The organism is Primorskyibacter marinus (assembly GCF_003313245.1).
GTDB lineage: Bacteria > Pseudomonadota > Alphaproteobacteria > Rhodobacterales > Rhodobacteraceae > Primorskyibacter > Primorskyibacter marinus.
Window position 1 is genome coordinate 70,197 of the sequence record NZ_QJSD01000004.1, and the last position, 23,065, is coordinate 93,261.

Genomic DNA, 23,065 nt, shown 5'->3' on the forward strand with positions numbered 1-23,065 from the left:
GGGGTTCGGCATTTGGTGCGACAAGTTCGAAAGGTATCGCATGTTTACAAGACGCAAAATGATTGGCGCACTGGGCGCGCTGGCTGCGCCGGCCTTTGTCGGGCCTGCTTTCGCAGCGCCCAGCGATTGGGAGGCTTGGGATGCGCAGGTGACGCCTGCGGGATTTGACTTGAGAACCAGCAATCCATGGGGATTGCATCCTCGGTTTCTGCCAACTTTGGTAAAGGCCAATCCGGATCTGGTGCCGGGGGACGTTCATGTCGATGCGGTCGCGCGCTACTTGTACCACATCCAGCAAGACGGCACGGCCATGCGCTACGGCGTGGCAATCGGGCGCGATAATCTGTACGAGCCGGGCGTTTACACGATCAAACGCAAGGCGAAGTGGCCCCGATGGACCCCCACTGCGACGATGATCAAACGCGAGCCTGAGAAATATGCGCACTGGGCAGGTGGTATGGCTCCAGGTCCGGCGAACGCGTTGGGATCACGGGCGCTGTATCTTTTCGTCGGCAATCGAGACACATATTTGCGTATTCATGGGACGCCTGCGCCGCGTTCCGTCGGAACGCGGGCCAGTTCAGGATGTGTGCGGATGGTGATGCCGCATATCAATGCGCTGTACGAGCAGGTGAATACCGGCGTCACCGCCTATCTGTACCCGACAGATGGCGGGACATTGTAACACGCCGAAACTTAGCTGACCGGGCCGGTGCAGATCGGGCTGCCATTGTCTGTGCGCACGGGCAGTTCGGTCGTCTCAACCGGCCCGCGATGCGTGTACCAATAGCACCCGTCCTCTTTCCGAAGCCTTGCCGTGGTCAGATCCTGATAGGATGCCGCGATTGAGGAGACCGATTCCGGTACGCTGACATAGTCCCCACGGCTTGCGCCGCCATCGGAAGGCACGGGTTCACAGGCGGACAGACCCAGCAGGAATAACGGCCCCACGAGAAAAGCCTTGGATTGAATCATTTTCGTACTCTCCGGTTTGATCGTCTTTGTAACACGCTTGCATTGCGCGACCAGAGCCGCAAGCCCGAGCGGTGGTTACGATGCAAATCATGGCAACGGTGCCGCAGCGATAATAAAGGGGATCGTTATTGGCAATGCCCCGCATCTACCGAATTTTCAAACTTTTGAGGTGTGTGGGAGGTGGATCAGCGGTGCCGAACCAACAAAACCTAGCAGAGTTCCATACCCGAAAACGTTGCATTCTAAGCAAGAGCTCGCCTTATGCCGCCGCCGAGCAGGTCATCCGTCGCTTGGTTGCCGCCAGCGCGTCACGTTGACAGATTTTGGCGGCCTCGGGTTGTGTTCATCTGAAAATCGCACCTGCTCAGGGCCTTGCCCGCCTAAGCACGGCTCTGACCATCAAAATAAAACCGAATTCGCTGTAAGAGCCACACTACCGACACGCGCTGACAGCATATTGCCGATTGGAGGCTCTGTCGTCTTGCGGGCCTATGACTCAGGTGCAGCCAAAAGGCCCGCCAACAGACATTATTCGATCACAGCACGAAGCCAACGATTGCCACTACAACGACTACAACACCGATGATGTAAAAAATATTATGCATTATCATTTCCTTCCGAGTTCGACGCGTCGGGCGCGCTCTGCAAGGCAACGGTCAAGTTGCGCGAAGGTTCCCGAAAAACTGCTGGCACCTTGAGGACAACCTGGAAACCGCCTTGCCGCCAGTCATGCAAGCCATGACCTTGCGGCTTGCCGGGAGAGGCAAGCCTTTCGTCAAGCCGCCGACACACACATCAACATAAGAAGTTTGGAAAGACGCGTTCAAAGATATTCCGGTTCACCAACTGCCGAGTCTAATTCTCAAACGCATGTTCCCGTGAGGGGCAGGGGCTTAGGGCTCTGAAACACCAGCGGGGGGACGGCGGCGCATAAGCAATAGCAGCAGCGGGATCATCCAGACCGCGATGGTGAAGAGGCCAAGCCCGGCGGCGATGGGGCGCTCGAAAAAGGCGATGAAGCTGCCGTCGGACTTGATCATCGACGTGACGAAGTTCTGCTCCAGCATTGGTCCCAGCACCAGCCCGAGGATTGCCGGGGCGATGGGGATGTCGTTTTCCTCCATCAGAAATCCGATGACACCGAAGACCAGCATGATCCCGATGCCGAAAGCCGAGTTATTGATGGCAAAGGACCCGACCATGCAGAACATCAGGATCACCGGCATCAGCACCTTCTGAGGGATCGACAAGACCTGCCGCGCGCCCTTTATCGCCAGCCAGCCCAGTGGCAGCATGATCAGATTGGCCAGCAGGAAAACGATGAACACCGCATAGATCATCTGCGGCTGCGTGATGAACACCATCGGACCGGGGTTAATCCCCTTGATGTAGAGCACGCCGATCACAATCGCAGTGATCGAGTCGCCGGGAATGCCAAAAACCAGCGCCGGAATCCACGCCCCCGACATCGCGGCGTTGTTCGAGGCCCCGGCCTCTACCAACCCCTCGACATGGCCTGTTCCAAACTTTTCGGGCGTTTTCGAGAATTTCTTCGAGATGGCAAACGAGATCCACGCGGCGATATCCGCCCCGGCACCGGGCAATGCGCCGATGGCGGTACCCATCGCGCTGCCGCGCAGGGCTTGGACCGGGTAGGTGACCAGGTTCTTCGCCTGCTGACGAAAGATCCCCTTGCCCGGGGTTGCGGGCGGACGCACCTCTGCGCCACGCTTGATGAATGTACGGATAACCTCGGACACGGCAAACAGACCGATCATCGCGGGGATGAATTGCACGCCCCCCATCAGCTCTACCGAGCCCATTGTATAGCGAGGCGCACCTGCGGGGTTCTCCAGCCCGATGGTCGCGGCGAACAAGCCGATGAACAGCGCGACCAATCCCCGCGCCGGAGAGCCGGGCGAGATGAAAACCGCGCAGGACAAGCCCAGAACGACAAGCCAGAAATACTCGAAGGAGGAAAACTTCAGCGCGATCTCGGCCAGCACCGGCGAGGCGGTGATCAGCACCAGCGTCCCGAAGATGCCTCCGATCGACGAGAAGACAAGAGAGGCACCAAGCGCGGCCTCCGGGCGGCCCTGTTTCGTCAGCGCATAGGCGTCCTGCACATAGGCCGCGCTGGCAGGCGTGCCGGGCATCCGCAACATCGTGCCCGGTATGTCGCCCGCAAAGATCGCCATGGCGGTGGCCGTCACGATGGTGGCAATGGCGGGAACCGGGTCCATGAAGAAGGTCACCGGGACCAGCAGCGCCGTGGCCATGGTTGCGGTCAGTCCGGGGATGGCCCCGACAAACATGCCGAAGGCGGCCGAACAGAAGATGACCAGCAACACATAGGGCTGAAAAACAAGTTGCGCGGCGTCAATCACCGTGGGCATTGGGTATTCACCATAAAAAAGAAAGGAAATCGCTGCGCGGCAGTGGCACCAGTAAAAGACGGCCAAAACTTTGCTGGATGGCAATGGCGGCCACCAGCGCGACGATCATGGCGAGCCACCAGCGCACCCGGAGGATCAGCATGCCGATTGTCATCACCGCGAAGGCTGTGGGCAGGAAGCCAAGTCGCGGCGATAGCACGATATACGCCACGATAAGCACCAGAACCGAAACCAGCCGGGCGATGGCCGCAGGGCTTTTGGTCCAGTCGGCCAGGTTCAGTCCGGGCAGGCGTTCGCCCTCCATAACCGCCCTGACGATCATGAAAAGCCCCGTCAAACCAGTCACCAGCGCAACCGCGCGCGGCATCGTCCCGGCACCGTAGGCTTGGCCGGGGATGGCCTGAAATTCGATTGCCGAGATATAGATCGCTATGCCGCCCAGAAGAGTCAGTAGTCCCAAGGTAAGGTCGGTGACGCGCATCCGTAATGTCCTGTTTTCGTGTCTTTATCCGCTTGGTATCCGGCGATCAGCAGAATAGCGGAAAAGGGCCAGGTGGACATGACATCCGCACCCGGCCCTGCCCGGAAGAAAGACCTTTCTCGCTCGGCGCTATTCTGCGGCGAGTCCGGCCTGTTTCATGACCTCGCCAAAGGCGGCGTCGTCATTGGCCACGATCTCGGTCGCATCATCGCCTTTGGCCCAACGAAGGCCAAAGCCCCGGTCTGCCATGAAGGTCTGGTACGCGTCCGAATTATACGCAACCTCTATCGCGTCCATCAGCTTGGTCTTGACGTCATCGGGCAGCCCGTCCGGTGCGGCCACCGACCGCCAGACCGCAACCGTCCAGTCGGATCCGGTGGTTTCAGACAATGTCGGCACATCCGGAAATGCGTCCTGTCGTTCTGCGGACATGGTTGCCAGCGCGACCACGCGGTTGGCGTCGATCATCGAGCGCCCTTCGGCCAGCGAGGAGGGAACAATATCAACGCCGCCCGCGACCATATCGGTCAGGCCCGGCGCGGCACCCTGACTGGGCACGAAGGTGACGTGATCGGGGGCCAGATCCTCGGAGAGCAGCCAGCCGGCAAGGCCGACATGCCAGATACCGCCCTGACCGGTGCCGGACGCCTTGTAGGTGCCGGCAGGTTCGCTTTTTATGCTTTCAAGCAGCGCCTCGACGCTGTCGAAGCCAGACTCGGCAGAGACCATGACGCCGCCGGGATCGGCGTTGACGATGGCCAGAATGTCAAAGTCTTCGTAGGTCAGATCCGTCAGGCCCTGCCAATGCATCATGTCGATCTCGATGGTCATGATGCCTATCGTGTAACCGTCTGGATCCGCGTTGGCGATGGCACTGTGGCCGACCACGCCGGACCCACCCGTACGGTTCACCACATTGACCGGCACGCCCAGTTCGCGTTGTATCTCGGCACCCAGAAGGCGGCCCACGGCGTCGGTGCCGCCACCTGCACCCCAGGGCACGATCAGTTGAATGGGCCGTTCGGGATATTCCTGCGCCGAAACGGTGCCAGCCAGAATCAACAGGCCACCAAGGGCTGCTGCGGTTTTCACGAATTGCATGCGTATCCTCCTAGTCGTTTTTTCAGTGCGTCACTTCTGACCGTGCCCGCCGCCGTTATTCATCGGCTTATGCGGCGACCGATGCCCTCTGGGATCTGGTCACACGGCGACGCGTCACCGCTTTGGTGTGATCGCGTTGCGTTCAAATGTGTTGGCTTGTTCAGTCACGCTCCTCCGGATTGACGCTATCCAGCGCTGTGATAACGTTCCAATGAATAAATTGGGCTCTGCGATCGCGAAACACGATTGCTCTGACAGGTCGTAGATACTTGAAACGGGATATCACCGCGCAACTGAAAATCCGGCATATGTCACTTATTGTGGCTTTGGCCGATCACGGAACAACGCATCGCGCAGCCGATGCAATGAACATGACGCAATCCACCGCGTCAAAAATGCTGCGCGACGTGGAAGATATCTTTGAAAGCAGCCTGTTCGAACGAAAGCCACGCGGTCTGATTCCGACACCGTTGGGGGAGTTCGTCATCGCCAATGTGCGGGCACAGCTGTCGCGCCTCAGGCGGTTTTCAGACGAATTTCACGCCCGTCGTTCCGGAGGATACGGCACCCTGTCGATTGGGGCGATCACCGGGGCGGCCCCCGATCTGGTGGCCAAGGCCGTGGCCGAGATTAAGCGCAAGCGGCCGCAACTGATGGTCGAACTTCACGGCGAGACAAGCGACGGTATTCTCGACCAGCTTGAGGGCAGTCTCATCGACCTTGCCGTGGGGCGGTTCAGTGATGAACGGCAAAGGAGCAAATTCACCTTCGAGCCACTTGCCGAGGAAAGGCTGGTGGTCGTCGCCCGGTCTGGGCATCCATTGGAACGCGCAGGCGTCACGCGCCTTGCAGATCTCGCCAATTGCGCCTGGGCGCTTCAACCGGGCACAAATCCGTCGCGGCATGTACTGGATGCGGCCTTCGACCACGAACGCGTGCGGCGGCCCACGAACACGATTGAATGCTCGTCGATCCTGTTGATTTTGAACCTCGTGCAGGTGTCAGACGCCTTGGCACTGCTGCCCGAAGCCGTGATCGAAGCCTATGAAAAGGCCGGGTTGTTCATCCGTTTGCCCATACGTCCCGAAATCAGACTTGCCGGGTTTGGGCTGGTGACCCGCCGGAAAGAGCCATTGGGCGAGGCCGCGATGGAGTTCTGCGACATTCTGCGCGCCCGTGCGCGTCGTCAGATACGGACGTGAGGCACCGCACTGGCCCTGTCTGTGATGCTATCGCAAGGCCCGCCGGATTTTTCGGGCGTGCAGGAAGCTTTCGACTGTTCGCTGCGCCTTTTCGGGCGATCAAGGCGCGGGTTTTCTCAGGCCCCGCGGTTGCGGTTTTGCCGCAGGGTCTGACCGCAGGGCAAAGAGGAACGGCTTTGCAACCTACTCGGCCACGCAATCGGCGAAGTAGTGGATTGTGCCGTCCGCGCCCACCTCTTGCACCAGCCCGTGGATGTCGGTTTCGAACCCCGGACAGGCAAGGGCGAAGGCACGGTTGAATTTGAGGTAGTCCACGATCTTGCGGTTGAACACCTCGCCGGGGATCAGCAGCGGAATGCCGGGCGGGTAGGGCGTTACAAGACCGGTGGTGATGCGTCCTTCCAGATCGTCAATCGGCACGCGCTGCGTCGTGCGGCGGGCAATGTGCGAAAACGCCTCGGACGGGTTCATCGCAGGCGTCAGATCGCTGAGATACATCTGGGTCGACAGGACAGCCACGTCATTCTTGGCGTAAAGTGTATGAACGTGCTGGCACAGATCGCGCAGGCCCATGCCTTCATAGCGCGGCTGCTTGGCGCAGAATTCCGGCATCGTGCGCCACATCGGCGTGTTCTTGTCGAAGTCGTCCTTAAACTGTTGGAGGGCCGTCAACAGCGTGTTCCACCGACCCTTCGTGATGCCGATGGTGAACATGATGAAAAAGCTGTAAAGCCCTGTTTTTTCGACAACAACACCGTGTTCTGCCAGATATTTCGTGACGATGGACGCGGGAATACCAGACTCCTCGAACCGGCCATCAAGGTTAAGCCCCGGCGTGATGATCGTGGCCTTGATCGGATCCAGCATGTTGAAACCACGGGCCATGTCGCCAAAGCCGTGCCATGATTCCTCGCCGTCGCTTTTGCGCATGCCGTCGGCATCGGTGTTGCCCAGCACCCAGTCCTTGGTGCTGCCGATGCCTTCTTCGGTCAGATTGTCCGGCCCCCAGACCTTGAACCACCAGTCCGCGTCGCCGTATTCGTCATCAACCTTGCGCATGGCGCGGCGGAAATCGAGCGCCTCGTCGATGCTTTCCTCGACCAGCGCGGTGCCGCCAGGCGGTTCCATCATCGCGGCGGCCACGTCGCAGCTTGCAATGATGCTGTATTGCGGGCTGGTCGAGCTGTGCATCAGGTAGGCTTCGTTGAACAGGTGTCGGTCCAGCGGCGTGTCCTGACTGTCCTGCACCAGTACATGGCTGGCCTGGCTGATCCCTGCCAGCAGCTTGTGGATGGATTGTGTCGCGTAAGTCACTGAATGTTTTGGTCGGTCGCGCTTGCGACCCATGGCGTGGTAATTGCCGTAAAACGAATGGAACGACGCATGGGGAAGCCACGCCTCGTCGAAATGCAGGTTCTCGGCATAGCCGTCCAGCATGCCCTTTATGGTCTCGGTGTTGTAGAGTACGCCGTCATAGGTCGATTGCGTCAGCGTCATGATGCGCGGCTTGATCGTGTCGGCATCGACATCCGCCAGCAGCGGGTTGGCGCGGATCTTGGCCTTGATCGTTTCGACCTCGAACTCGCTTTGCGGGATCGGGCCGATGATGCCAAAATGGTTGCGGGTGGGTTTCAGAAAGACCGGGATCGCGCCGGTCATGATGATCGAATGCAGGATCGACTTGTGACAGTTGCGATCCACCACAACCACATCGCCGGGGGCGACGGTGTGGTGCCAGACCATCTTGTTGGAGGTCGAGGTGCCGTTGGTCACGAAAAAGCAGTGATCGGCGTTGAAGATCCGGGCCGCGTTCCGTTCGGACGCACCGATGGCACCGTTGTGATCCAGAAGCTGGCCCAGTTCCTCGACCGAATTGCAGACGTCGGCGCGCAGCATGTTTTCACCGTAAAACTGGTGATACATCTGCCCGATCGGGCTTTTCAGAAACGCGACGCCGCCGGAATGGCCGGGACAATGCCACGAATATGATCCGTCTTCGGCGTAATCCAGAAGCTCGCGGAAAAATGGCGGCTGGATGCCTTCAAGATAGCTTTTCGCCTCGCGGATGATGTGGCGGGCGACAAATTCCGGCGTATCCTCGAACGCGTGGATAAAGCCATGCAGCTCTCGCAGGATGTCGTTGGGCAGATGGCGGCTCGTCTTGGTTTCGCCATAGACATAGATCGGCACGTCGGCATTTTTCCAGCGCACCTCTTCGATAAAGCTGCGCAGGTTGAGAACCGCCGGGTCAAGGTCGGGCCCGGCGCTGAATTCCTCGTCGTCGATGGACAGCACGAAGGCGCTGGCGCGCGATTGCTGCTGCGCGAATTTCGACAGGTCACCGTAGCTGGTGACGCCCAGCACGTCAAAACCCTCTTCCTTCATGGCGTCGGCCATCGCCCGGATGCCCAGACCCGAAGAGTTTTCAGAGTGAAAATCCTCGTCGATGATCACGATGGGGAAGCGAAACTTCATGGGGCTCTCCTGAAGGGCGGGTTTTTTCGAACGGCGATGCCGTATGCGCCGCAGGCTTGGGCAGTCGCGTTTGGCTCTGTTGTTTCTGTTGCTCTGCGCGGCGTCAAGGGCCGCAACGCGGTTGTCGGGGAGGAGCGCGACGAAAGGCGACATAGCCGCGTCATGGATGGGCTGGACGCCAGGGGTGAAAGCGCCGGTGAAATCTGCCTTGCGTCACCTAGCAGACCTGTGTCCAGCCGGTCTGACGTTCATTTTCGATAAGGTTGAGCAAGGTTCGGTCAGAGATCCGCCCCTGTACCACGGTGCGGCCAATGACCATCGACGGCGTGCCGATCAGGCCGAACAGCTCTGCCAGTGCCGCGCTTTGGTCCAGCGCGTGCTGCACATCGCCGCCATTCATGTCGGCAATCAGCCGGTCGGGATCAATGCCGATCTGGGCGGCGAGCTTGCGAAGATAACTTGGTGTCGGTTGAAACCGGGTGCCGAGCAAGCGGTCGTGAAATTGCGTGTAGGCATCCTGCCGTTCGGCCGCCAGTGCCGCCTTTGCCGCGACAACGGAGGCATGCCCCAGCAGTGGCAATTCGTGCCAGCTGACACGGATGCGCTGCGCCGGATCAGCGGCCAATTCTGCCAGATGCCGGGTTTGGATCCGGCAATAGGGGCAATAATAGTCCGAAAACGACGCGATGGCGACGATGTCATCGGTTTGTGGAATGCTGCCGTAAAGTGCCCTGCAAGGATTGGCACGGATATCGGCAGCCGAGACGCTTCGGCGCGGTTTTTGACCCGTATCCAGACCGATGAGAAAATTTCCCGCAGAAGAGACTTGCCCACCCGCGATCCGGCGAAACCCCGCCGGGTCGCCCAGCGGTGAAAAGGCGGGTAAGGGGGCAAAAATGTCTTTGACGGTTCGGATCGCAGGGCCAATGGAGACAGCCGCGGCGGCCACGGCTCCGATGACAAAGGTGCGTCTTGTGTTCACTGCGGCCCTCCGGGGTTTCTGCGGGCTAGATGGGCCTTGCCGAGGGCTGAAGGTCAATAGTGGCAGGGTCATTTCTTCGTGCGCATCCATGTCGAACGAAAAATCGGGTACGCCTCTTGACCTTACAGTTACTGGAGCCCTTATCTGAGCTGTCTAGCGACAAACGGAGACCGTCATGACCACGACATATCAGGCAACACTTTCGATTGAGGGCATGTCCTGTGCCTCCTGCGTGGGGCGCGTCGACCGCGCGCTTGCGGATCTGTCCGGTGTGGAATCGGTGTCCGTGAACCTCGCCAACGAGACTGCGCGGCTGGAACTTGATGCGCCCGACCGGTTGGCGGCGGTGGCAAAGGCTCTGGTCGAGTTGGGCTACCCCGCGCGTCGGGGCGAAGCGGTGCTGAGCATTGCGTCGATGTCCTGCGCGTCCTGTGTCGGACGGGTCGACAAGGCGCTGGCCGCCGTACCGGGGGTGCTGGAGGTGAATGTGAACCTCGCCTCGGAAACCGCGCGCGTCGCCTATTTGGAAGGCGCGGTTGATCCGGGTGATCTGGTCCGCGCCGCGACCGAAGCGGGCTATCCCGCCCGGATCGCCGGTGCCAGTGCCACTCAGGACCAGTCCGCGCGGAAAGACGAAGAGGCGCGGGGCCTGGCCCGTCGCGTGATGCTCGCCGCATTGCTGGCGCTTCCGGTGTTCATTCTGGAGATGGGCAGCCATATGATCCCCGGAATGCACGGGTTGATCGGGCGGACCATCGGTCATCAGGCCAGTTGGCTGATCCAGTTCGCGCTGACCACCGCCGTTCTGATCGGGCCGGGACGGCAGTTCTATCTCAAGGGCATTCCGGCGCTGCTGAAAGGCGCGCCTGACATGAACAGCCTTGTGGCCGTGGGGACCGGGGCGGCCTATGCCTATTCGGTCGTGGCCACCTTCCTGCCCGGATTGCTGCCAGAGGCTGTGCGCGCCGTCTATTTCGAGGCCGCCGCCGTGATTGTCGTGCTGATCCTGATCGGGCGTTGGCTGGAGGCGCGCGCCAAGGGCCGCACCGGTGCTGCGATCCGCAAGCTTGTCGGGCTTCAGCCCCGCACCGCGCGGGTGATGCGGGACGGCGAGGCGGTCGAAACCGACATCGACACGCTGCAAAGCGGCGATGTCATTGTGGTCCGTCCCGGCGAACGGATCGCCGTGGACGGAGAGGTGGTCGAGGGCGACAGTCATGTGGACGAAAGCATGATCACCGGGGAACCTGCGCCGGTTGCCAAGGCGACGGGTGATCCCGTCACCGGCGGCACCGTCAACGGCGCGGGCAGCTTGCAGTTTCGCGCGACGCGGGTCGGCGCAGATACGACTCTGGCGCAGATCATCCGCATGGTCGAGGAAGCCCAGGGTGCCAAGCTGCCCATTCAGGGGCTGGTGGACCGGATCACCCTGTGGTTCGTACCGGCCGTGATGGGGCTGGCGGCGCTGACCGTGCTGGTCTGGCTGGTGATCGGGCCGGATCCCGCACTGACGCTGGCGCTTGTTGCCGGGGTATCGGTGCTGATCATCGCCTGTCCCTGCGCGATGGGGCTGGCCACGCCGACCTCTATCATGGTGGGCACGGGGCGCGCCGCCGAGATGGGCGTGCTGTTCCGCCGTGGCGACGCGCTACAGGGGCTGGGGCAGGTGGGTGTCGTGGCGCTGGACAAGACCGGCACCGTGACCGAGGGACGCCCCGAACTGACCGATCTGGTGTTGGCAGAGGGATTTGCCCGCGCAGATGTTCTGGCAAAGATCGCGGCGGTCGAGGCGCGCTCGGAACATCCCATCGCCGATGCGATTTTGCGGGCCGCGAAAGCAGAAGGGCTGACAATACACGACGTGTCAGAGTTTGTCTCGACCACCGGGTATGGCGTGCGCGCGCTTGTGGGTGGGGTTGAGGTCCTTGTCGGGGCTGACCGCATGATGACCCGTGAGGGTGTTGATACCTCGGCACTCGTCGAGTCCGAAACCGCCTTGGCAGGTAATGGCCGCACCGCGCTTTATGCCGCCATCGACGGGCAGATCGCGGCGGTGATCGGCGTCGCAGATCCGGTCAAGCCTGCCAGTCGCGCCGCTGTTGCGGCACTGCACGGGATGGGGCTGAAGGTTGCCATGATCACCGGCGACAAACGCGAAACCGCCGAGGCCATCGCCCGCGAAACCGGCATCGACCATGTGATCGCGGGGGTGCTGCCCGACGGCAAAGTGGCAGCCTTGGACGAGCTGCGCGCGGGCGGCGAAAAGGTCGCCTTTGTCGGCGATGGCATCAACGACGCGCCTGCGCTTGCCCATGCGGATGTGGGCATTGCCATTGGCACGGGCACGGATGTGGCGATTGAGTCCGCCGATGTTGTGTTGATGTCGGGCGATCTGCGCGGCGTGGTCAATGCGCTGGAAGTGTCGCGCCGGACCATGGCCAACATCAAACAAAACCTGTTCTGGGCCTTCGGTTACAACGTGGCGCTGATCCCGGTTGCAGCGGGCGTGCTGTACCCGGCATTCGGCGTGTTGCTGTCGCCGGTTCTGGCAGCGGGCGCAATGGCGCTGTCCTCGGTCTTTGTGCTGTCGAACGCGCTGCGCCTTCGCCGGATCGCGCCGTTGATGGACGAGGCGAAAACGCCGGAACCGTTCGAAAGACGGCCTTCGGAGGTGGCGGCGCAGTGAAGGAGGGAGCGATGAATATCGGCGATGTATCGCGGCAGTCTGGTCTACCGGCCAAGACGATCCGCTATTACGAAGAAATCGGCCTGATCACCCCGCAGCGCAGCGCCAATGGCTACCGTGTCTTTCGCGAACAGGACCTGCACAAGTTGGCTTTCATCGGGCGCGCGCGGGCCCTGGGCTTCGGGATCGAGGATTGCCGCGGGTTAATGAAACTCTACGAGGATACGGACCGCAGCAGTGCCGAGGTCAAACAGATCGCCGAAGAGCATCTGACAGAGATTGACCGCAAGATCGTCGAACTGACCGGAATGCGCCAGACGCTGACACGGCTCGTCCATGCCTGCGCCGGGGACGACCGGCCCGATTGCCCGATCCTGGCCGATTTGTCGGCGCAGCAGGCGGAGGGTTGACGGGAACGTCCTTTACCGACCACCCGCCCAGATCCAGCCGCCACCAAGGATGCGGGTGCCAACGGTTTCGTAGAACACGCAGGCCTGGCCCGGTGCGACGCCTTGCTCGGGCGTCAACAGTTCCACCTCTGCCTCTGTGTCCGAGATCGGGCGCAGGATCGCCTCGCGCGGGGGGCGGGTGGAACGCACCTTGACCGAGATGTGCCATTCGTCGCGGCTGGTGATCGGCGCGTCGCCCAGCCAGTTGATCTCGCGCACCGGAACGATCCTTGTGGCCAGCATTTCCTTCGGACCCACGATCACCTGCTTGGCATCGACATCCAGCTTGACGACGTAAATCGGCTCGCTCAGCCCGCCGATGGCAAGGCCCCGGCGTTGTCCGATCGTATAATGAATGACACCTTCATGCCGCCCCAATACGCGCCCGTCGACATGCACAATGTCGCCGGGGTCAATCGCGTCGGGGCGCAGTTTCTCGATCACCGAAGCATAATCGCCGTTGGGGACAAAGCAGATATCCTGACTGTCGGGCTTGTCCGCTACGGCCAGCCCGTATTTGGCAGCCAATTCGCGGGTTGCGGCCTTCGACGGCAAATGCCCAAGCGGAAACCGCAAAAAGGCCAGCTGTTCCGGCGTTGTCGAGAACAGGAAATAGCTTTGATCGCGGTTGGCGTCTTCGGCGCTGTGCAGTTCTGGCCCATGGGCACCGGTTTTGCGCTGAATGTAATGGCCGGTCGCCATGCAGTCGGCCTCCAGATCGCGGGCGGTTTCCAGCAGATCCTTGAACTTCACACGCTCATTGCAGCGGATGCAAGGCACCGGCGTGGCCCCGGCAAGATAGCTGTCTGCGAACTCGTCGATCACCGCGTCCTTAAAAATGTTCTCATAATCCAGAACATAATGCGGAAAGCCCATTTCTTCGGCCACCCGCCGCGCGTCGTGAATGTCCAGTCCCGCGCAGCACGCGCCTTTCTTGGCCAGCGCCGCGCCGTGATCGTATAGTTGCAGCGTCACACCCACCACGTCATAGCCTTCTTCGGCCAGCTGTGCCGCCACGACTGAGCTGTCAACGCCGCCTGACATGGCAACGACGACGCGGGTATCGGCAGGCGCTTTGGCAAAGCCAAGCGAATTAAGAGGTGTGTCGAGGGGCATAACAGGTTCCTTGGGGTTTGCGCGGAATATAGGCAAATGCAAGATACTCTCAAGGGGTGGTTTCATATCTCCTTAAGAGCCGCGGCGGCAATTTTACCCTGTAATGAGAAGGGTAAGGTGATGTTCTTGAAAAAGGTTGAGGGTCCGCGCACGGTTACGTTGCCGGACGGACGGGTGATGACACATGCGGATCTGCCCCCGCCCGAGACGCGGCGCTGGGTGGCGTCGCGTAAACTTGCCGTTGTCAGGGCCGTGGCATACGGGCTATTGACGCGGGACGCTGCCAAGTCACGCTACGCGCTGAGTGACGATGAATTGCACGAATGGGTGCGTGCGCTTGCCGAGCATGGCGAGGAGGCCCTGAAAGCCACAGCAGTGCAGCGATTTCGACAACCGTGAGTTGCGTGTCGCTAAATCGCGTCTATAGTAACGCACAGTTAACTAATTTCACGGACGTTCGGATGCGAAGGGTCTGTAAACGGAGAAAACAATAATGCGCGTTCTGCTGGTGGAAGACGATCCCGCGACGTCCAAGAGCATTGAAATGATGCTTACCCATGCCAATCTGAATGTTTACGCCACCGATCTTGGCGAAGAGGGCATAGATCTGGCCAAACTGTATGACTACGATCTGATCCTGCTGGATCTCAACCTGCCTGATCTCAACGGGCATGAGGTTTTGCGCCAGCTTCGACTGGCACGGATCGAAACGCCGATCCTGATCCTGTCAGGCGCGGATGACACTGAAAGCAAGATCAAGGGATTCGGGTTTGGGGCCGATGATTACCTGACCAAGCCATTCCACCGCGAAGAGCTGATTGCGCGCATTCACGCGATCATCCGTCGGTCCAAGGGACATTCGCAATCGGTCATCCACACCGGCAAGATTGCAGTCAACCTTGACGCGAAAACTGTCGAAGTCGACAATAAGACGGTTCACCTGACCGGCAAAGAGTATCAGATGCTGGAACTGCTTAGTCTGCGCAAGGGCACCACCCTGACCAAAGAGATGTTTCTCAACCATCTTTATGGCGGTATGGACGAGCCGGAGCTCAAGATTATCGACGTGTTCATCTGCAAACTTCGCAAGAAACTGTCAGAGGCGACCGGCGAGGAAAATTATATCGAGACTGTCTGGGGCCGTGGATATGTGCTGCGCGATCCGGAACCTGCGCTTGTGACCGCGCGGTTGGCCGTCGGGGCCTGACAGGCTCTGGACCTGTCGTCGCGCGGACCCTATCACTGTGACCTGACGCCCGTTTGGGCATCCGCAGAGAGAGTGGGGACGCGTGACGGACAAGATTGCGGTCAAAGACCTGACGGAAGATCAGGCGAAGGCAGAACTGAAAAGGCTTGCGGCATTGATTGCGGCGGCCAACACCGCCTATCATACCAATGACGCGCCGGAGATTTCCGACGCGGGCTATGACAAACTTAAACGCCGCAATGCCGAGATCGAGACGCGGTTTCCCGGTCTCAAGCGCCCGGACAGTCCCAGTGAGCAGGTCGGTGCCGCACCGGCGGACAAGTTTTCCAAAGTTACCCATGCCGTGCCGATGCTCTCGCTCGGGAACGCCTTCGATGATGAAGACGTCACCGAGTTTGACATACGGATCAGGCGTTACCTCGGCCTGAGTGACACAGACGCGTTGCCCTATACGGCAGAGCCCAAGATCGACGGGCTGTCATTGTCGTTGCGTTACGAACAGGGCAGGCTGATCCAGGCCGCGACGCGTGGCGATGGACGCATCGGCGAAAATGTCACCGCCAATGCGAAGACCATCGGCGACCTTCCCGAACAGATCAAAAACGCCCCGGACGTGCTGGAGGTGCGCGGCGAAGTCTACATGAGCCATGATGATTTCGAAGCGCTCAACGCCCGCCAGTCGGATACTGGACAAAAGCTGTTTGCGAACCCCCGAAATGCCGCGGCGGGTTCGCTTCGGCAGCTTGACCCGAACATCACGCGTCAACGGCCATTGCGGTTTTTTGCCTATGCCTGGGGGGCGCTTTCCGAACCGCTGGGCGATACCCAGATGGCGTCGATCGAGCGTCTGCGAGCGTTCGGCTTCCAGACAAATCCGCTGACGCGGCTCTGTGACGGGCCGGCCGAGATGCTGGCGCAATACCGTGAGATTGAAACGCAGCGCGCGACGCTGGGCTATGATATTGACGGCGTGGTCTACAAGGTGAACGACCTGGCGTTGCAAGACCGTCTTGGCTTTCGCAGCACCACACCCCGTTGGGCCATTGCCCATAAGTTCCCGGCCGAACTCGCATGGACCCGGCTTGAAGCCATCGACATTCAGGTGGGACGCACAGGCGCGCTTTCGCCGGTGGCCCGGTTGACCCCGGTCACGGTCGGCGGTGTCGTGGTGTCCAATGCGACGTTGCACAACGAGGATTACATCGCGGGGCGCGACAGCACCGGCACCGAGATCCGCGAAGGCAAGGACATTCGCATCGGTGATTGGGTGCAGGTCTACCGCGCCGGCGATGTGATCCCCAAGATCGCAGATGTAGATCTGGCAAAACGCCCGGAGGATTCCGCGCCCTTTGCGTTTCCGACCACCTGTCCGCGCTGCGGGTCAGAGGCGATTCGCGAAGAAGGCGATGCGGTGCGCCGCTGCTCTGGCGGGATTATCTGTCCCGCGCAGGCCGTTGAGAAATTGAAACATTTCGTCAGTCGTGGTGCCTTTGACATCGAAGGTCTTGGTGCCAAACAGGTCGAGCAGTTCTACCACGACGGTTGGATCAAGGAACCCGCTGACATTTTTGAGCTGGAGGCACGCTATGGCACTGGCCTGCAACAGCTTAAAAACCGGGAAGGATGGGGCGAAAAGTCTGCCGCCAATCTGTTTTCCGCCATCACGGACCGGCGGACGATTGCCTTGCGCAAGCTGATCTTCGCGCTTGGCATCCGGCATGTGGGCGAGGGGGCATCGAACCTTCTTGCGACGCATTACGGCAGTTGGGCTGCTTTCGAGACCGCGATGGGCGAGGCCGCCTCTCTTGAGGGGGCCGCTTGGGAGGATCTGACCGGCATCGACGGCGTCGGAAACGTGCTTGCGGAATCCGTCGTCACGACGATGAAGCAAGAGGCAGAGCGCGCATCGATAGACCGGTTGGTGGCGCATCTGACGGTCCAAGAGGCATCCCGCCCCGACACCGAAGGCAGTCCCGTCGCTGGCAAGACCGTTGTTTTTACCGGCACATTGGAACGCATGACGCGGGCCGAGGCCAAGGTGCGCGCCGAAGCGATGGGTGCCAAGGTTTCCGGCTCTGTTTCGGGCAAGACAGATATTCTGGTTGCCGGTCCCGGTGCCGGGTCCAAGGCCACGAAGGCACAAGAGCTGGGCGTGACCGTGATGGATGAGGAGGCTTGGCTGACCCTCATCGGGCAGATATGAGCGGCCGGCCCGAGGTCCTGTTTCCGCTGTTTGCGGATGTTCAGGGGTTGGACGGGGTCGGCCCGAAAACGGCCGGCAATCTGGGCCAGCTTGGCATCGAATGTCCGCGCGATCTGCTTTTCACCTTGCCGTATTCGGGCATTGATCGGGCCTTGCGCGAAACGGTGCAGGGCGCGGATTTGCCCCGCGTGATCACTGTCGAAGTGACGATCGGTCAGCACCGGCCGCCGCGTGGCAAGGGGGCGTACCGTGTCGATGTTCAGGACGCGAAAACAAGCTTTCAACTCGTCTTCTTTCACGCGCGTGGCGATTATTTGCTGCGCACATTGCCCGTGGGCGCGCGGATGGTGCTGTCGGGGAGGGTCGAGTTTTTCGACGGTATCGCGCAGATGGTGCATCCGGACCACATGGTTGCCCCGGATGCGGGCCAGCAGATCCCGGCGTTTGAACCCGTCTACCCACTGACAGCTGGTGTGACGCAAAAGCTGATGGTGCGGGCTGTGGCCGATGCGATGACCCGGCTGCCGGATCTGACCGAATGGATCGACGGGTCGCAGAAGGCGGTGAAGAACTGGCCTGACTGGAAGGTTGCGATCGAGGCCGCGCATGCGCCGGAGGGCCTCGCCGATCTGGCCGCAAACGCGCCCGCGCGTGAACGTCTGGCCTATGACGAATTCATGGCGCACCAATTGACGTTGGCGCTGGCCCGTATGAACCGCAAACGCGGCAAGGGGGGTGCGACGCGCGGCGATGCGCGCTTGCGAAACAGGGTGCTGCAACAATTGCCCTACGCCCCCACAGATGCGCAGACCCGTGCGATTTCACAGATCGAGGCCGATCTGGCGCGTCCCGAACGCATGAACCGGCTGCTTCAGGGGGATGTCGGCTCTGGCAAGACGCTTGTGGCATTCATGGCGCTTTTGATCGCGGTCGAGGCTGGCGGGCAGGGCGTGATGATGGCCCCGACAGAAATCCTGGCCCGACAGCATCTTGAAGGTTTGCAGCCACTCGCGGAACAGGCAGGTGTGGTGCTGGAACTGCTGACCGGGCGCGACAAGGGCGCGGAACGGCGCGCAAAGCTGGAAGCACTTGCGAAAGGCGAAATCCAGATCCTTGTGGGCACCCATGCCGTGTTTCAGGCGGATGTGGCGTTTCGGGATCTGCGCTTGGCCATTGTGGACGAACAGCACAGGTTCGGCGTGCGTCAACGTCTGGAACTTGGCCGCAAGGGCGCGGCCGTCGATGTGCTGGTGATGACGGCGACGCCTATTCCACGCAGCCTCGCGCTGACACAATATGGCGATATGGACGTGTCCGTGCTGGACGAAAAACCGCCCGGCAGGTTGCCGATCCGGACGGCGATGATTTCCACCCAGCGGATGAGCGAGGTGATTGATCACCTGCGCCGCGCGATCGGTGATGGCAGGCAAGCCTATTGGGTCTGCCCACTGGTCGAGGAAAGCGAGGTTTCGGATCTGTCCTCTGCCGAGGACCGCTTTGCGCATTTGCGGGCGGCCTTGGGCGAAGGCACCGTCGGATTGGTGCATGGTCAGATGCCACCGGCGGAAAAGGATGCTGCCATGGCCCGGTTTCAGCGTGGCGAAACCTCTGTGCTTGTCGCGACAACGGTGATCGAGGTGGGCGTGAACGTGCCGAATGCGACGATCATGGTGATCGAACGGGCGGAATCCTTCGGGTTGGCGCAGCTGCACCAGTTGCGGGGCAGGGTGGGGCGCGGCGACAAGGCCTCGACCTGTCTGCTGATGTACCAGCCGCCGCTGAGCGAAACGGGAGAAAAGCGTCTGACCACCCTGCGCGAAACCGAGGACGGCTTTCGCCTGTCCGAGGTGGATCTGGAAATGCGCGGCGCGGGCGATCTGATAGGGACGGCGCAATCGGGCCTGCCACGGTTTCAGATCGCAGATATGGAAGCGCAGGCGGCGTTGATGGCCGTGGCACAGTCGGACGCGCGCAAGCTGCTGGCAGACGACCCGACATTGCAAAGCGACCGCGGCAAGGCGGCACGCGTGTTGCTGTGGTTGATGCGCCAGGACGAGGCGATCCGGCTGCTTTCGGTCGGCTGAATAGCCCCACGCCGGCCCCGTGAACCGGCATGATTTCCGCAATGTTCTCAAATGTTCCTAAAAAGTTCTTTACTGGTGGTTAATTTTGTGAGAACAAAGTAGCAACAAGACATTAAAGACGAGGGTTAGAGATGATCAAACAAGTCAAATCCACGATCCGTTCTTCTGACGCGACATTGGCGCAAGATGCTGTTGGTGCCGTGGCCCTTGTCGTCATGTTGGTGGCTGCCTTGCATCTGCCCGGTCTTGTCTGAGTTTCTGCCTGCGCCCTTGTGCCGGACCGTCCCGCATCCTGTCCCAACTTAGATGCGTCCTGTGACCGACACTGCCTGTTCCGTCCCCCCTGAGGTTCCCGCCTCATCAGGACGGTCCGGAACTAACACAAGACAGCGTGACTTGCCGCCGCCTTCCCCTGGAAGTGCGGCGGCTTTTTCTTGCGGTGGCAAAAGTCCTGATTTTCTTTCTATCGCGCGAGGGGCTTCGCGGAAGTGCCATGCGTCAGGCGCAATCCGATCGTTCGGCCTTTTCCGCGGCCTCGGACGCGGCTTCCAGCGTCAGCAGGATCGAGGCATGCCGGTTCTTGTAATCGCGGGCCGGACGCAAAACCTCCAACCCGTCGAACGGGGCGGCGGGGGCGGGACCGTCTTCTTTCAGCATGGTTTTCAGCGCATCCCGCGCGGCTTCGATCTGGGCGCGGGTGGCACCGACGATGGCACCGCCCACGACCGAGGCAGAGGCTTGACCCAGCGCGCAGGCTTTCACGTCCTGTGCGTAGTCCGACACCTTGCCGTCCTTCATGCACAGATCCACCGTTACGGTTGATCCGCAAAGCGGCGAGCGCCGCTTGACGCTGGCTTCTGGCGCATCCAGCCTGCCAAGGCGCGGAATATCCGCAGCCAGCGCCAGAATGCGTGTGGAATAGAGCTTTATCAGGTCGCTTTCGCCGGGCATGGGTTTTCCTTCGTTCCGCAACCTCCTAAATAGGCGTCAAACGCGCCAATGCAAAAAGGTTTTTGCCAATGACATTCGATCCTGCGACCTTGGTCTATGATGATCGCGGCCTGATCCCCGCCATTGCCCAGCAAGACGGCACCGGCGAGGTGCTGATGATGGCTTGGATGAATGCCGAGTCGGTGGCGCGCACGCTGGCAACGGGCCGCGTGACCTATTGGTCGCGCTCGCGTCAATCCTTCTGGGTAAAGGGCGAAAGTTCCGGCCATGTGCAGCAACTTGTCGATCTGCGGGTGGATTGCGACCGGGATTGTTTGCTGGTTGTCGTCGATCAGACCGGCCCGGCCTGCCACACCAACCGGCGAAGCTGTTTCTACACGGGCGTGCGAAACGGCGAAGAGGTAGAGCTGATGGCACCGGAAAGCGCGGCCTAGCCGACTTCGGGAAGACCGACGCGGTCGCGAATGTCCTGTGGCGTCGCGCCAGCCTCGCGGAACGCGGCGATGGCGCGGGCGTTGTCGCGCTTGGCCAGCCGTTTGCGCGCGTCATCGCGGATCAGCCGGTGATGGTGGTAGACGGGGCGGGGCAACCCAAGAAGATCTTGCAGCACGATATGGATCTTTGTTGCCTCGAACAGATCCTGTCCGCGGATGACATGGCTTACCCGCTGCGCGGCATCATCCACCACCACTGCAAGATGATAGGACGCGCCGAAATCCTTGCGGGCAACAACGATGTCGCCGATGGCATGGGCAAGATGATCTGGCGGAACGCCGATACGCCCGTGCTGTCCGGACGGGCCAGAGCCGGTTTCATCGAAGCAGATCGGTTGCAAGATCCCGGTGCCAGTGACGGCGTTTTCAGCGTTGTCCAACAGGCTGAGCGCCTTGCCCATGTGCAGGCGCAAATGCACGTCTTTCGGGCGCGGTAAAGTGCCGTCCGCCCATCGCGCGTCTTCCCACATCGGCTGTCGGCACGTTCCGGGATAGATGGGGCCATCGGGGCCGTTTGACACAACGCCCTCCTGCGGCGCGCCTAGCGCTTCTGAGATGTCGCGCCGGGTGCATGTGCAGGGGTAAAGCACGCCCAGGTTCCAAAGCCGGTCCAACGCGGCATCGTAATCTGCAAAACAGTCCGATTCGCGTCGGCACGGCGTTGGCCAATCGAGACCAAGCCAGTGCAGATCATCGTAAATTTGCGATTCCCATTCCGGTCTGGCGCGGCTTTGGTCCAGATCGTCTATACGCAGCAGGAATTTTCCACCCGCAACGCGCGCCATGTCATGTGCCAGAAGCGCCGAATAGGCGTGACCCAGATGCAGCGGTCCGGTGGGCGACGGGGCAAACCGGGTGACGAACATGGCGTCAGGCCGGGACGGGCGCTTGGGCTGCCAGCCAGTCGGACCATGCGGATTTCGCGCGGTCGGTATAGGCCTTGTAACGGTCCTTGCGGCCACGGCGGCCGCCCTTCATGCCTTCTAGTGGGCGGAACAGGCCGAAATTCACGTTCATCGGCTGGAAGGTCTTGGCCTCGGCGCCGCCGGTGATGTGATGGACCAACGCGCCATGGGCGGTGTCCTGCGGCAGGTCGGGCATGTGCGCGCCATTGATTTCGGCAGCGGCCAGACGGCCGGCAAGCAGCCCCATGGCCGAGGATTCCACATAGCCCTCCACCCCGGTGATCTGGCCGGCAAAGCGAATGTTGGGGCGCGAACGCAGGCGCATCTGTGCGTCCAACAACGTGGGCGAATTCAGGAAGGTGTTGCGATGAATGCCGCCGAGACGGGCAAAGCGGGCTTCCTCCAGGCCGGGGATCATGCGCAGCACTTCTGTCTGCGCGCCGTATTTCATCTTGGTCTGGAAGCCGACAATATTATACAGCGTTCCCAGTGCATTATCCCTGCGAAGTTGAACCACTGCGTAAGCTTTGACATCCGGCTGATGGGGGTTGGTCAGGCCAACGGGTTTCATCGGGCCAAAGCGCAGCGTTTCGCGGCCGCGTTCGGCCATCACCTCGATCGGCAGGCAACCGTCGAAATATCCGGCAGTTTCGCCCTCGTGAAATTCGGTCTTCTCCGCCGCCAGAAGCGCGTCGATGAACGCTTCGTACTGATCGTGGTCCATCGGGCAGTTCAGATAGGCCGTGCGTTCTTCTTCTGTCTCGCCCTTGTCATAGCGCGACTGCATCCACGCTTTCGACATGTCGATGCTTTCAGCGTGGATGATCGGGGCGATTGCATCGAAAAACGCCAGCGCCTCTGCACCCGTTTCCGCCTGAATGGCGGCACCAAGCGCGGAAGAGGTCAGCGGTCCGGTGGCGATGATCCAGTTGCCATCCTCGGGCAGGGCGGTGATCTCTTCGTAAGAGACGGACACATTGGGATGCGCCATCAGCGCCGCCGTGATGGTTTCAGCGAAAGGGTCACGATCCACGGCAAGCGCACCGCCAGCGGGCAGGCGGTGGCGGTCGGCCGCGGCCATGATCAGCCCGCCTGCCTGACGCATTTCCCAATGCAGCAGGCCCACGGCGTTCTGTTCGTCATCATCCGAACGGAAGGAGTTCGAACACACCATCTCGCCCAGATTGCCGGTCTTGTGGGCAAAGGTTTCGACCTTGGGGCGCATTTCGTGGATCACCACGCGCACCCCGGCTTGTGCTGCCTGCCAGGCGGCCTCGGATCCGGCCATTCCGCCGCCGACGATATGCAATTCCTGTGTCATGCGCTGCATGTAATGCGCCGCAATGGGATTGTCACGG

20 protein-coding genes are annotated in these 23,065 nt (G+C 60.9%); 10 read left to right on the forward strand and 10 right to left on the reverse strand.

Features of this window, described 5'->3' with window-relative positions; translation table 11 throughout:
- Positions 1 to 40: 40 nt before the first annotated feature.
- Complete coding sequence (locus DMZ65_RS08585; RefSeq protein WP_116598497.1) at positions 41 to 685, forward strand: L,D-transpeptidase; 645 nt, start codon at positions 41 to 43, stop codon at positions 683 to 685.
- An 11-nt stretch (positions 686 to 696) separates the two neighbouring features.
- Here DMZ65_RS08585 and DMZ65_RS08590 read toward each other — a convergent pair whose 3' ends face one another.
- The 4 genes from DMZ65_RS08590 to DMZ65_RS08605 form a co-directional block, all read right to left on the reverse strand.
- On the reverse strand, positions 697 to 975 hold the full coding sequence (locus DMZ65_RS08590) for a hypothetical protein (protein ID WP_116598498.1): 279 nt from the start codon (positions 973 to 975) through the stop codon (positions 697 to 699).
- 893 nt (positions 976 to 1,868) lie between these two features.
- Entirely contained in the window at positions 1,869 to 3,371 is a 1,503-nt protein-coding gene (locus tag DMZ65_RS08595; protein WP_116598499.1) for a tripartite tricarboxylate transporter permease, read from the reverse strand.
- 7 nt (positions 3,372 to 3,378) lie between these two features.
- Entirely contained in the window at positions 3,379 to 3,852 is a 474-nt protein-coding gene (locus tag DMZ65_RS08600) for a tripartite tricarboxylate transporter TctB family protein (protein WP_116598500.1), read from the reverse strand.
- A gap of 129 nt (positions 3,853 to 3,981) precedes the next feature.
- Complete coding sequence (locus DMZ65_RS08605) at positions 3,982 to 4,953, reverse strand: tripartite tricarboxylate transporter substrate binding protein (protein WP_116598501.1); 972 nt, start codon at positions 4,951 to 4,953, stop codon at positions 3,982 to 3,984.
- A gap of 269 nt (positions 4,954 to 5,222) precedes the next feature.
- Here DMZ65_RS08605 and DMZ65_RS08610 point away from each other — a divergent pair, with 269 nt between their 5' ends.
- On the forward strand, positions 5,223 to 6,155 hold the full coding sequence (locus DMZ65_RS08610; protein ID WP_232824941.1) for a LysR substrate-binding domain-containing protein: 933 nt from the start codon (positions 5,223 to 5,225) through the stop codon (positions 6,153 to 6,155).
- A 183-nt stretch (positions 6,156 to 6,338) separates the two neighbouring features.
- Here the strand turns inward: DMZ65_RS08610 and DMZ65_RS08615 are convergent, their stop codons facing one another.
- Entirely contained in the window at positions 6,339 to 8,630 is a 2,292-nt protein-coding gene (locus tag DMZ65_RS08615; protein ID WP_116598595.1) for an arginine/lysine/ornithine decarboxylase, read from the reverse strand.
- A gap of 217 nt (positions 8,631 to 8,847) precedes the next feature.
- Entirely contained in the window at positions 8,848 to 9,612 is a 765-nt protein-coding gene (locus DMZ65_RS08620; RefSeq protein ID WP_157960586.1) for a DsbA family protein, read from the reverse strand.
- A gap of 175 nt (positions 9,613 to 9,787) precedes the next feature.
- On the opposite strand from DMZ65_RS08620, the gene DMZ65_RS08625 reads away from it, so the two are divergent.
- Both DMZ65_RS08625 and cueR read left to right on the forward strand, forming a co-directional pair.
- Entirely contained in the window at positions 9,788 to 12,298 is a 2,511-nt protein-coding gene (locus DMZ65_RS08625) for a heavy metal translocating P-type ATPase (RefSeq protein ID WP_116598503.1), read from the forward strand.
- An 11-nt stretch (positions 12,299 to 12,309) separates the two neighbouring features.
- On the forward strand, positions 12,310 to 12,708 hold the full coding sequence (gene cueR / locus DMZ65_RS08630; RefSeq protein WP_116598504.1) for a Cu(I)-responsive transcriptional regulator: 399 nt from the start codon (positions 12,310 to 12,312) through the stop codon (positions 12,706 to 12,708).
- A 12-nt stretch (positions 12,709 to 12,720) separates the two neighbouring features.
- On the opposite strand, the gene mnmA is transcribed toward cueR, so the two are convergent.
- Entirely contained in the window at positions 12,721 to 13,863 is a 1,143-nt protein-coding gene (gene mnmA / locus DMZ65_RS08635) for a tRNA 2-thiouridine(34) synthase MnmA (RefSeq protein WP_116598505.1), read from the reverse strand.
- Positions 13,864 to 13,983: 120 nt separating this feature from the next.
- On the opposite strand from mnmA, the gene sciP reads away from it, so the two are divergent.
- The 5 genes from sciP (at position 13,984) to DMZ65_RS20020 (ending at position 19,611) form a co-directional block, all read left to right on the forward strand.
- Positions 13,984 to 14,262 (forward strand): CtrA inhibitor SciP, encoded by a 279-nt coding sequence (gene sciP / locus DMZ65_RS08640; RefSeq protein ID WP_116598506.1) that lies wholly within the window; start codon positions 13,984 to 13,986, stop codon positions 14,260 to 14,262.
- A gap of 94 nt (positions 14,263 to 14,356) precedes the next feature.
- On the forward strand, positions 14,357 to 15,070 hold the full coding sequence (ctrA, locus tag DMZ65_RS08645; protein ID WP_116598507.1) for a response regulator transcription factor CtrA: 714 nt from the start codon (positions 14,357 to 14,359) through the stop codon (positions 15,068 to 15,070).
- Positions 15,071 to 15,152: 82 nt separating this feature from the next.
- Positions 15,153 to 17,273: an NAD-dependent DNA ligase LigA gene (gene ligA / locus DMZ65_RS08650; protein ID WP_116598508.1), complete on the forward strand. Its 2,121-nt coding sequence runs from the start codon at positions 15,153 to 15,155 to the stop codon at positions 17,271 to 17,273.
- Positions 17,270 to 19,357 (forward strand): ATP-dependent DNA helicase RecG, encoded by a 2,088-nt coding sequence (recG, locus tag DMZ65_RS08655; RefSeq protein ID WP_116598509.1) that lies wholly within the window; start codon positions 17,270 to 17,272, stop codon positions 19,355 to 19,357. The genes ligA and recG overlap by 4 nt, the downstream gene beginning before the upstream one ends.
- 131 nt (positions 19,358 to 19,488) lie before the next feature.
- Positions 19,489 to 19,611: a hypothetical protein gene (locus tag DMZ65_RS20020; RefSeq protein ID WP_269801545.1), complete on the forward strand. Its 123-nt coding sequence runs from the start codon at positions 19,489 to 19,491 to the stop codon at positions 19,609 to 19,611.
- A gap of 244 nt (positions 19,612 to 19,855) precedes the next feature.
- On the opposite strand, the gene DMZ65_RS08660 is transcribed toward DMZ65_RS20020, so the two are convergent.
- Positions 19,856 to 20,308 (reverse strand): iron-sulfur cluster assembly scaffold protein, encoded by a 453-nt coding sequence (locus DMZ65_RS08660; RefSeq protein ID WP_116598510.1) that lies wholly within the window; start codon positions 20,306 to 20,308, stop codon positions 19,856 to 19,858.
- Between the two features lie 68 nt (positions 20,309 to 20,376).
- Between DMZ65_RS08660 and hisI the strand changes: the two genes are divergently transcribed.
- Complete coding sequence (gene hisI / locus DMZ65_RS08665; RefSeq protein ID WP_116598511.1) at positions 20,377 to 20,742, forward strand: phosphoribosyl-AMP cyclohydrolase; 366 nt, start codon at positions 20,377 to 20,379, stop codon at positions 20,740 to 20,742.
- Here the strand turns inward: hisI and gluQRS are convergent.
- Positions 20,739 to 21,668, reverse strand: a complete 930-nt coding sequence (gluQRS, locus tag DMZ65_RS08670; protein ID WP_116598512.1) for a tRNA glutamyl-Q(34) synthetase GluQRS — start codon at positions 21,666 to 21,668, stop codon at positions 20,739 to 20,741. The two genes, hisI and gluQRS, sit on opposite strands and share 4 nt — an antisense overlap.
- 4 nt (positions 21,669 to 21,672) lie before the next feature.
- Complete coding sequence (gene trmFO / locus DMZ65_RS08675) at positions 21,673 to 23,028, reverse strand: methylenetetrahydrofolate--tRNA-(uracil(54)-C(5))-methyltransferase (FADH(2)-oxidizing) TrmFO (RefSeq protein ID WP_116598596.1); 1,356 nt, start codon at positions 23,026 to 23,028, stop codon at positions 21,673 to 21,675.
- Positions 23,029 to 23,065: the final 37 nt, after the last annotated feature.